This is a genomic window from uncultured Clostridium sp. (assembly GCF_937920395.1).
Lineage (GTDB): Bacteria > Bacillota > Clostridia > Clostridiales > Clostridiaceae > Clostridium_AD.
Map to the genome: position 1 here is coordinate 1 of NZ_CALEVF010000306.1, position 8,417 is coordinate 8,417.

Sequence of the window (8,417 nt, forward strand, 5' to 3'; positions counted from 1 at the left end):
CGGCAGGGTTACCTAATATAGTTCTTATTGAAGATTATAGATCACAAAACTTTTTAACCTCTTATCCTGATGCTTTTAAAGATATGTCTAGCAAGGTTAAGCCTACTGATTTTATGAACTATAAGCTTAAATCAGATAGTTTAAATGGAAAGCTTTACGGAATTCCTTTTGATAGTGGCGTGACTGCACTATTTTACAGAACAGATTTAATAGAAAAGGCTGGATATAAAAAATCAGACATGGAAAATATGACTTGGGATAAATTTATAGAAATTGGTAAAGCAGTAAAAGTAAAAACAGGAAAAGCAATGCTCACATTAGATCCTAATGATTTAGCATTGTTAAGATCAATGATTCAATCTTGTGGTCAGTGGTATGTAAAAGATGATGGGAAGACTATAAATTTAGAAAATAATGTAGCATTAAAAGAGGCTATAAAAACATATAAAACAATTATGGACGCAGGAATAGCAAAACAAGTTTCTGATTGGGATCAATTTGTAAGCGCCTTCCAAAAGGGTGATGTTGCATCAGTACCTTCTGGATGTTGGGTTTCAAGTTCAATAACAAAAGCAACAGATCAAAATGGAAAATGGGCAGTGGCACCAATACCAAGACTCGAGGCAGTGAAAACATCAGTAAATGCTTCTAACATTGGAGGATCAAGTTGGTATGTTTTAGATAAGGTTGGAGACTCAGAATTAGCTGCAGATTTCCTTGCTAAAACTTTTGGTAGTAATAAAGAACTTATGAATACCTTAGCACAAAAAATTAATCTTGTAAGTACTTTAAAAGCATCTTCAACTACAGCTAATTATCAAAAGCCAGTTGAATTTTATGGTGGACAAAAAACAGCACTTGATTTATCTAAATGGTCAACACAAATACCTACAGTAAACTTTGGTTTATACACTTATAGTATAGAAGATATATTAACTGGAACAGTACAATCTATAGTGAAGAGTGGTGCTAATATTGATACAGCACTTAAAGATGCTCAAAAGCAAGCAGAATCTGCTGTAGTTAAATAGCTTAACTTATAATATAATCCTTTGTTAATCAATAATTGATAAAGGATTATATTAATTATCACTATAAGCTAGCTAAATAAATCTATAAATACATATAAAAAATTATATAATCTTAAAAAAGTACAAATACATTATTTGTATTTAAATATATTTGTTAAAATACCACAAGTTTATATAAATATATTACTATTTGATTTTTGAAATTTGATATAAACTAAGTATAGAAATTATTGAAATCGTTTAAATGAAAAAAACAACTCAGGGGGGATTTTAACTATGAAAACAAAAAAATTAATTGCTATTGCTCTAACTACTATTATGACACTTAGTATGGCAGGGTGTGGAACAACCAGCAAAAAAAGTGCTACAACGACTTCCACAAACAAAAAACTTGTAATATGGGCATGGGATGGAACTTTTAACGTGGTTGCTGCTAAAGAAGCAAAAGCAATTTATTTAAAGGATCATAAAGGGGTAGATGTACAGATAGTAGAAATGGCTCAAGCTGATATAGTACAAAAGTTAAATACAAATCTAAGTTCTAATACAACGGCAGGGTTACCTAATATAGTTCTTATTGAAGATTATAGATCACAAAACTTTTTGACTTCTTATCCGGATGCTTTTAAAGATATGTCTAGCAAGGTTAAGACTACTGATTTTATGGACTATAAGCTTAAACCAGATAGTTTAGATGGAAAGCTTTACGGAGTTCCTTTTGATAGTGGTGTTGCAGCTCTATTTTATAGAACGGATTTAATAGAAAAGGCCGGATATAAAAAATCAGACATGGAAAATATAACTTGGGAAAAATTCATACAAATTGGCAATGCAGTAAAAGCAAAAACTGGTAAAGCAATGCTCACCTTAGATCCTAACGATTTAGGAATAATAAGAGTTATGATGCAATCTGCTGGTCAATGGTATGTAAAAGAGGATGGAAAGACTGTAAATTTAGAAAATAATCAAGCTTTAAAGGAAAGTATTAAAATATATAAACAGCTTATGGAATCAGGAATAGTAAAACAAATTTCTGATTGGGATCAATATGTAAGCGCCTTCCAAAAGGGTGATGTTGCGTCAGTGCCAACAGGATGCTGGATTTCAAGTTCAATAACTAAAGCAACGGATCAAAATAAAAAATGGGCAGTGGCATCAATACCAAGACTTGGCGCAGTAAAAACCTCAGTAAATTCTTCAAGTATTGGAGGATCAAGTTGGTATGTTTTAGATAAGGTTGGAGATTCAGAATTAGCTTCAGATTTCCTTGCTAAAACTTTTGGTAGTAATAAAGAACTTATGAATACCTTAGCACAAAAAATTAATCTTGTAAGTACTTTAAAAGCATCTTCAACTACAGCTAATTATCAAAAGCCAGTTGAATTTTATGGTGGACAAAAAACAGCACTTGATTTATCTAAATGGTCAACACAAATACCTACAGTAAACTTTGGTTTATACACTTATAGTATAGAAGATATATTAACTGGAACAGTACAATCTATAGTGAAGAGTGGTGCTAATATTGATACAGCACTTAAAGATGCTCAAAAGCAAGCAGAATCTGCTGTAGTTAAATAGATTAATTATAATCCTTTGTTAATTAATGATTAACAAAGGATTAACTTATAAAAGGGAGGCGCAGCCGTTGTGAAAAAAAGTAAATTAAACAAAAATTATGATAGGACAGGTTGGTTATTTACTATTCCGAGTATACTTATAATAATTTCTTTTGTATTTTATCCTATGATAAAAGCGTTGATTACCTCATTTGAATCAGGTATGGGAAATAATCTAAAATTCGTAGGAACTGCTAATTATACTAGATTATTTACTGATGATATATTTAAAAAAGCAGTTACAAACACTCTTATTTATTTAGTAGTTCAGGTTCCAATAATGATTTTACTAGCATTGTTTATATCTGTAATGTTAAATGATAAAAATTTAAAATTAAAAGGCTTTTTTAGAACTGCAATATTTCTGCCTTGTGTAACATCATTGGTAGCATATTCTGTAATATTTAAAAGTTTATTTTCAAATGATGGGTTAATGAATAATTTGCTAATGAACATACATTTAATAACTACTCCTATAGAATGGATTACAAGTCCATTTTGGGCTAAAATAACTATAATTATAGCTATAACTTGGCGTTGGACTGGTTATAATATGATATTTTATTTAGCTGGTTTACAGAACATTGATCCAAGCATTTATGAAGCAGCGAGGATAGATGGAGCGACTGGAGTAAAACAATTTTTCCATATTACTGTACCCTTATTAAAACCAATTATTCTATTTACTACAGTAATGTCAACTACAGGTACTTTGCAATTATTTGATGAAGTAATGAATATAACTAAAGGTGGGCCAGGAAATGCATCAACTACAATATCACAGTACATATACAATTTAAGTTTTAAATATAGTCCGAATTTTGGTTATGCAGCAGCAGTATCTTTTACCATTGTAATTATGATAGCTGTATTATCCTTAATACAATTTAAAGTGGCAGGTGATGAAAAATGAAAAATGTAAAAAGCTCATTTAAATATATATTTTTAAGTATAATATCCATAATTTCTATTTTCCCATTTGTATGGATGCTTATAGGTATGACGAATAAATCAGTAGATGTGACTAAAGGATCATTAATACCAGGTACGCAATTACTACAAAATATGCAAAACCTTTTTAATTCTGATTTGAACTTTGCTACATCTTTATGGAATTCAGCTAAGATTTCTATTATAACAACAATTTTAGCACTAATTATAGCCTCTTTTGCAGGTTATGGTTTTGAAATATATAGGAATAAAGTTCGGGATAGAGTTTTTAATATATTATTACTATCTATGATGGTTCCATTTGCGGCACTTATGATACCATTATTTAAGATGTTTAGCACATTTAAAGTCTTTGGATTAAACACTGCAGCGGCAGTAATAATTCCTAGTATATCTACTGCATTTTTAATATTCTTTTTTAGACAAAATACGAAATCTTTTCCAAAGGATATTTTAGAAGCAGGTCGTATTGATGGGTTAAACGAAATTCAAATATTCACAAGAATTTATGTACCTACAATGAAATCTACTTATGCAGCAGCAGCCATTATTACATTTATGAGTAGTTGGAATAATTATATGTGGCCACTTATTGCACTGCAAAGTCCAGAAAATAGAACAGTTCCACTTATTATTTCTACTATGGGTTCATCCTATTCGCCAGATTATGGAATGATTATGGCTGGAATAGTAATAGCTACACTTCCAACGGCAATAGTTTTCTTTTTAATGCAGAAACATTTCGTTGCAGGAATGCTAGGCTCTGTTAAAGGATAATATGGTAATATATATCTATCAATAGAAAATAGGAGATGAAATTATGAATTTTAAAATACCAAGTTTAGATTGGCTTTCTGATCCATCAATTTTTGCTGTTAACAGAATTGATGCTCACTCAGACCATAAATATTATTTGACAAAAGAAGAAGAATCAATTGGAGAAATGGACCTTCGTCAAAGTTTGAATGGAAATTGGAAATTTAGTTTTGCAGTAAATCCAAGCTCTAGAATTAAAAATTTTTATGAGCCCGAATTTGATTGCCATTGTTTTAAGGATATAGAAGTTCCTGCACATATACAACTTCAAGGTTATGATAAACCTCAATATATAAACACTATGTACCCTTGGGATGGGCATAGCGAGTTATTACCACCAGAGGTATCTTCAGAATATAATCCTGTGGGAAGTTATGTAAAGTATTTCGATATTGATGAAAATATTAAAGGTGGACCTGTATATATATCTTTTCAAGGAGTGGAAAACGCTTTTTATCTTTGGTTAAATGGTGAATTTATAGGGTATAGTGAGGACAGCTTTACTCCAGCAGAGTTTGATTTAACTAAGTTTATTAAAGATGGAGAAAATAAATTGGCTGTGGAGGTGTACAAGAGATCAACTGGAAGTTGGCTAGAAGATCAGGATTTTTGGCGCTTTTCAGGTATATTTAGGGATGTATATTTATATTCGGTTCCAGAAACTCATATTCAAAACTTATTTGTGAAAACAAACCTAGATAAGTCTTATAAAAATGCAGTTTTAAAACTTGATTTAGAAATAAAGGGAGAAATTAATGCTTCAATAGATTTAGAACTTATGGATAAAGACGGAATAGTGGTAGCAAAAGAAATAGGAATATCTTTAGCGGAAAACATGTCATTAGATTTAAAAGTTAATAATGTAGAGCTTTGGAGTGCTGAAAATCCGTATCTTTATACCTTATTTGCTTTAATTCGAGGAATTGATGGAAAAGTAGTGGAAGTTGTCAGCCAAAAGGTTGGATTTAGAAGTTTTGAAATGATAAATAAGATTATGACCATAAATGGCAAACGTATAGTGTTTAAAGGTATAAATCGTCATGAATTTAACGCTAGGAAAGGTAGAGCTATTACTAAAGAAGATATGTTATGGGATATAAAATTTTTAAAGCAAAACAATATAAATGCTGTGAGAACCTCTCATTATCCTAATCAAACACATTGGTATGAACTTTGTGATGAATATGGCATATATTTAATAGATGAAACAAATCTCGAAACTCATGGATCTTGGCAAAAAATGGGTAAAATTAAACCTGATTGGGTTATTCCTGGCAGTAAAAAACAGTGGTTAGACATAATACTTGATAGGGCAAAGTCTATGCTTGAAAGGGATAAGAACCATCCGTCTATTTTAATATGGTCTTGTGGAAATGAGTCCTTTGGTGGAGAAAATATATACAAGATGTCAGAGTATTTTAGAGAAAAAGACCCATCAAGAATAGTTCATTATGAAGGTGTATTCCAGGACAGGAGCTTTAATGAAACTAGCGATATAGAAAGCAGAATGTATGCTAAGGTTTTTGAAATTGAAGAGTATTTAAATAATCATCCAAAGAAACCATATATAAGCTGTGAATACATGCATGCCATGGGGAATTCTTGTGGAGCATTGCATAAATATGTGGAGTTAGAAAGCAAATATCAGCTTTACCAAGGTGGCTTTATTTGGGATTATATAGATCAGTTCTTAATTAAAAAGGATAAGTTTAATGAGGAAGTTATGGCCTATGGAGGAGATTTTGATGATAGACCAACGGACTATAACTTCTGTGGAGATGGTATAGTTTATGCAGATAGAAAACCTTCTCCAAAGGTTAGAGAAGTAAAAAAACTTTATCAAAATATAAAATTAGTTACTGGTAGAGATGGAGTTCTGGTTAAAAATGAAAATCTGTTTATAGATACTTCTGATTACATTTTAGAGTACTGTCTAGATTTTAATGGAAAAGAAATTTACAAGGATTTTATATCTGTTATTGTTAAACCTTGTGAAGAAAAATATATAAGTTTTAAACTTCCGCAGGTGAAAAATATTGGGGAATATGCTTTGAATGTTTCATTTAAACTTAAAGATGCTAATATGTGGGCAGAGGCTTTACATGTGGTAGCTTTTGATCAGTATGTATTTAATGTAGAGGGAACTATTGATGCTAAAAAGTTAAGTAAAATTCAAGTTGTCCATGGAGACGTAAATATTGGAGTTAAAAATGATGATTTTAGTGTCTTATTTTCAAAACAAGAAGGTGGAATGGTATCTCTTAGATATAATGGCATAGAAATGATAACTAGGGCTCCAATGCCTATTTATTGGAGAGCTATGACTGATAATGATAAGGGAACTAATCATGGATTCAGGTGTGGACAATGGCTTCAAGCAAGCATGTTCCAAAGTTGCATAGATGTAAATGTAATAGAAGATGATTATAGCATTACCGTAGAATATACATACGCACTTCTAGCAACAATACAAGTTGAAGTTAAGATAGCCTATACTGTATATTCTAATGGTGAAATTAAAGTGAGTTGCGATTATAAAGGTGTTGATGGAATGCCTGAGCTTCCTATATTTGGAATGGCATTTAAATTATCCTCTGATTATGATAATTTCAGGTGGTATGGTAAGGGGCCAGAAGAAAATTATGTGGATAGACTTCATGGAGCGACACTTGGAATTTTCGAAAAATCAGTCGAAGAAAATGTTTCGGGGTATATTGTACCTCAGGAAAGTGGAAACCATACTGGAGTTAGATGGGCTAAGATAAAAGATAAAAATGGGTTTGGTATTGAGTTTGAATCTAATAAATTACCATTTGAATTAGGAGTATCTCCATATACAGCTTTCGAGCTTCAAAATGCATATCATCACAATGAACTACCAAAGGTTAACTATACAGTAGTAACCATTGCAGCAAAGCAAATGGGAATAGGTGGTGATGATAGCTGGGGAGCACCAGTTCATAAAGAATATCTTATAGATTCTTCGAAGAATATTCACTTTGAATTTATAATGAAAAAATGTTTAGAATAGTTATTTATAAGAAAAACGAACACCAGAGATTTTCTCTAGTGTTCGTTTTTGAGTTTATAATGGAAAAGATGTTATTACTTTTTATTCTAGAGCCTTAATTCTCCAAGTGACGCTGGAATAATCACCATTTAAGTCGGGTATATTAAGCCCACAGTACATCAGCTCATCACCACCATAAAGATCATCGTTGCCTACAATACTATAATCAATATCAGGATTGAGACCTTTTAAAGTTAATTTTATACTTGCCCCATTAGGTACTGCAAGAACCCTGAAATAACTAATATAAGCCTCTGATTTATCGGTAGAGACATACATCCATGCAGTCTCATTTCCCTCGAATGGGCTTAGAAGTCTATACATATCTCCGTGCTGAATTAGTTCTCTTAATTCTTTGTACTTTAAGATCTGAAGTTTTACTTCTTCTTTTTCAATATCTGAGAATTTAGTAAGATCTAACTCATATCCGAAATTCCCAGACATTGCAACATCTCCTCTCATTGTAAGAGATATATTTCTACCTAACTGGTGGTTAGGAACGGCTGAAACATGGCAACCCATAGTGCTTGCTGGGTAAACAATGCTCGTTCCATATTGAATTTTAAGTCTTTCCACAGCGTCAGTATCATCGCTAGTCCAGGTTTGTGGCATATAAAATAAAATTCCTGGGTCGAAACGTCCACCACCACCGGAGCAACTTTCAAATAATATATTCGGGAAGCTTGTTGTTATTGATTCCATTACTCTATAAAGTCCTAACATATATCTGTGGGCAGTTTCTTTTTGCCTATCGGGAGGTAATAAATCTGAACCTATTTCAGTCATATTTCTATTCATATCCCATTTAACATAACTAATCGGAGCACTTTTTAAAATACTACTTATTGATTTTATAATATAATCGCAAACATCTATTCTTGATAAATCAAGAACTAATTGTGTTCTAGCCTCAGACCTAGTTCTATTAGG

Annotated in this window: 6 protein-coding genes; 5 read left to right on the forward strand and 1 reads right to left on the reverse strand. The window is 31.7% G+C overall.

The annotated features are described in order from the left end of the window. The 5 genes from Q0649_RS19240 to Q0649_RS19260 all read left to right on the forward strand — a co-directional run. On the forward strand, positions 1 to 1,031 hold a 1,031-nt coding region (locus Q0649_RS19240; protein ID WP_298845730.1), incomplete at its 5' end, for an extracellular solute-binding protein. A 276-nt stretch (positions 1,032 to 1,307) separates the two neighbouring features. Then, a complete protein-coding gene (locus Q0649_RS19245; protein WP_298845732.1) occupies positions 1,308 to 2,612 on the forward strand; it encodes an ABC transporter substrate-binding protein in 1,305 nt (434 codons plus the stop codon). Positions 2,613 to 2,735: 123 nt separating this feature from the next. Continuing rightward, complete coding sequence (locus Q0649_RS19250; protein WP_367179417.1) at positions 2,736 to 3,563, forward strand: carbohydrate ABC transporter permease; 828 nt, start codon at positions 2,736 to 2,738, stop codon at positions 3,561 to 3,563. After that, positions 3,560 to 4,378 (forward strand): carbohydrate ABC transporter permease, encoded by an 819-nt coding sequence (locus tag Q0649_RS19255; RefSeq protein ID WP_298845734.1) that lies wholly within the window; start codon positions 3,560 to 3,562, stop codon positions 4,376 to 4,378. Before Q0649_RS19250 ends, Q0649_RS19255 begins: the two co-directional genes overlap by 4 nt. A 43-nt stretch (positions 4,379 to 4,421) precedes the next feature. Continuing rightward, a complete protein-coding gene (locus Q0649_RS19260) occupies positions 4,422 to 7,448 on the forward strand; it encodes a glycoside hydrolase family 2 TIM barrel-domain containing protein (protein WP_298845736.1) in 3,027 nt (1,008 codons plus the stop codon). An 81-nt stretch (positions 7,449 to 7,529) separates the two neighbouring features. On the opposite strand, the gene Q0649_RS19265 is transcribed toward Q0649_RS19260, so the two are convergent. After that, on the reverse strand, positions 7,530 to 8,417 hold an 888-nt coding region (locus Q0649_RS19265), incomplete at its 5' end, for an alpha-galactosidase (RefSeq protein WP_298845738.1).

Excerpts from the sequence above, each read along its gene's own strand:
- Q0649_RS19245 (WP_298845732.1), top strand. The coding sequence starts at position 1,308 with ATGAAAACAAAAAAATTAATTGCTATTGCTCTAACTACTATTATGACA.
- Q0649_RS19255 (WP_298845734.1), top strand. The coding sequence starts at position 3,560 with ATGAAAAATGTAAAAAGCTCATTTAAATATATATTTTTAAGTATAATA.
- Q0649_RS19260 (WP_298845736.1), top strand. The coding sequence starts at position 4,422 with ATGAATTTTAAAATACCAAGTTTAGATTGGCTTTCTGATCCATCAATT.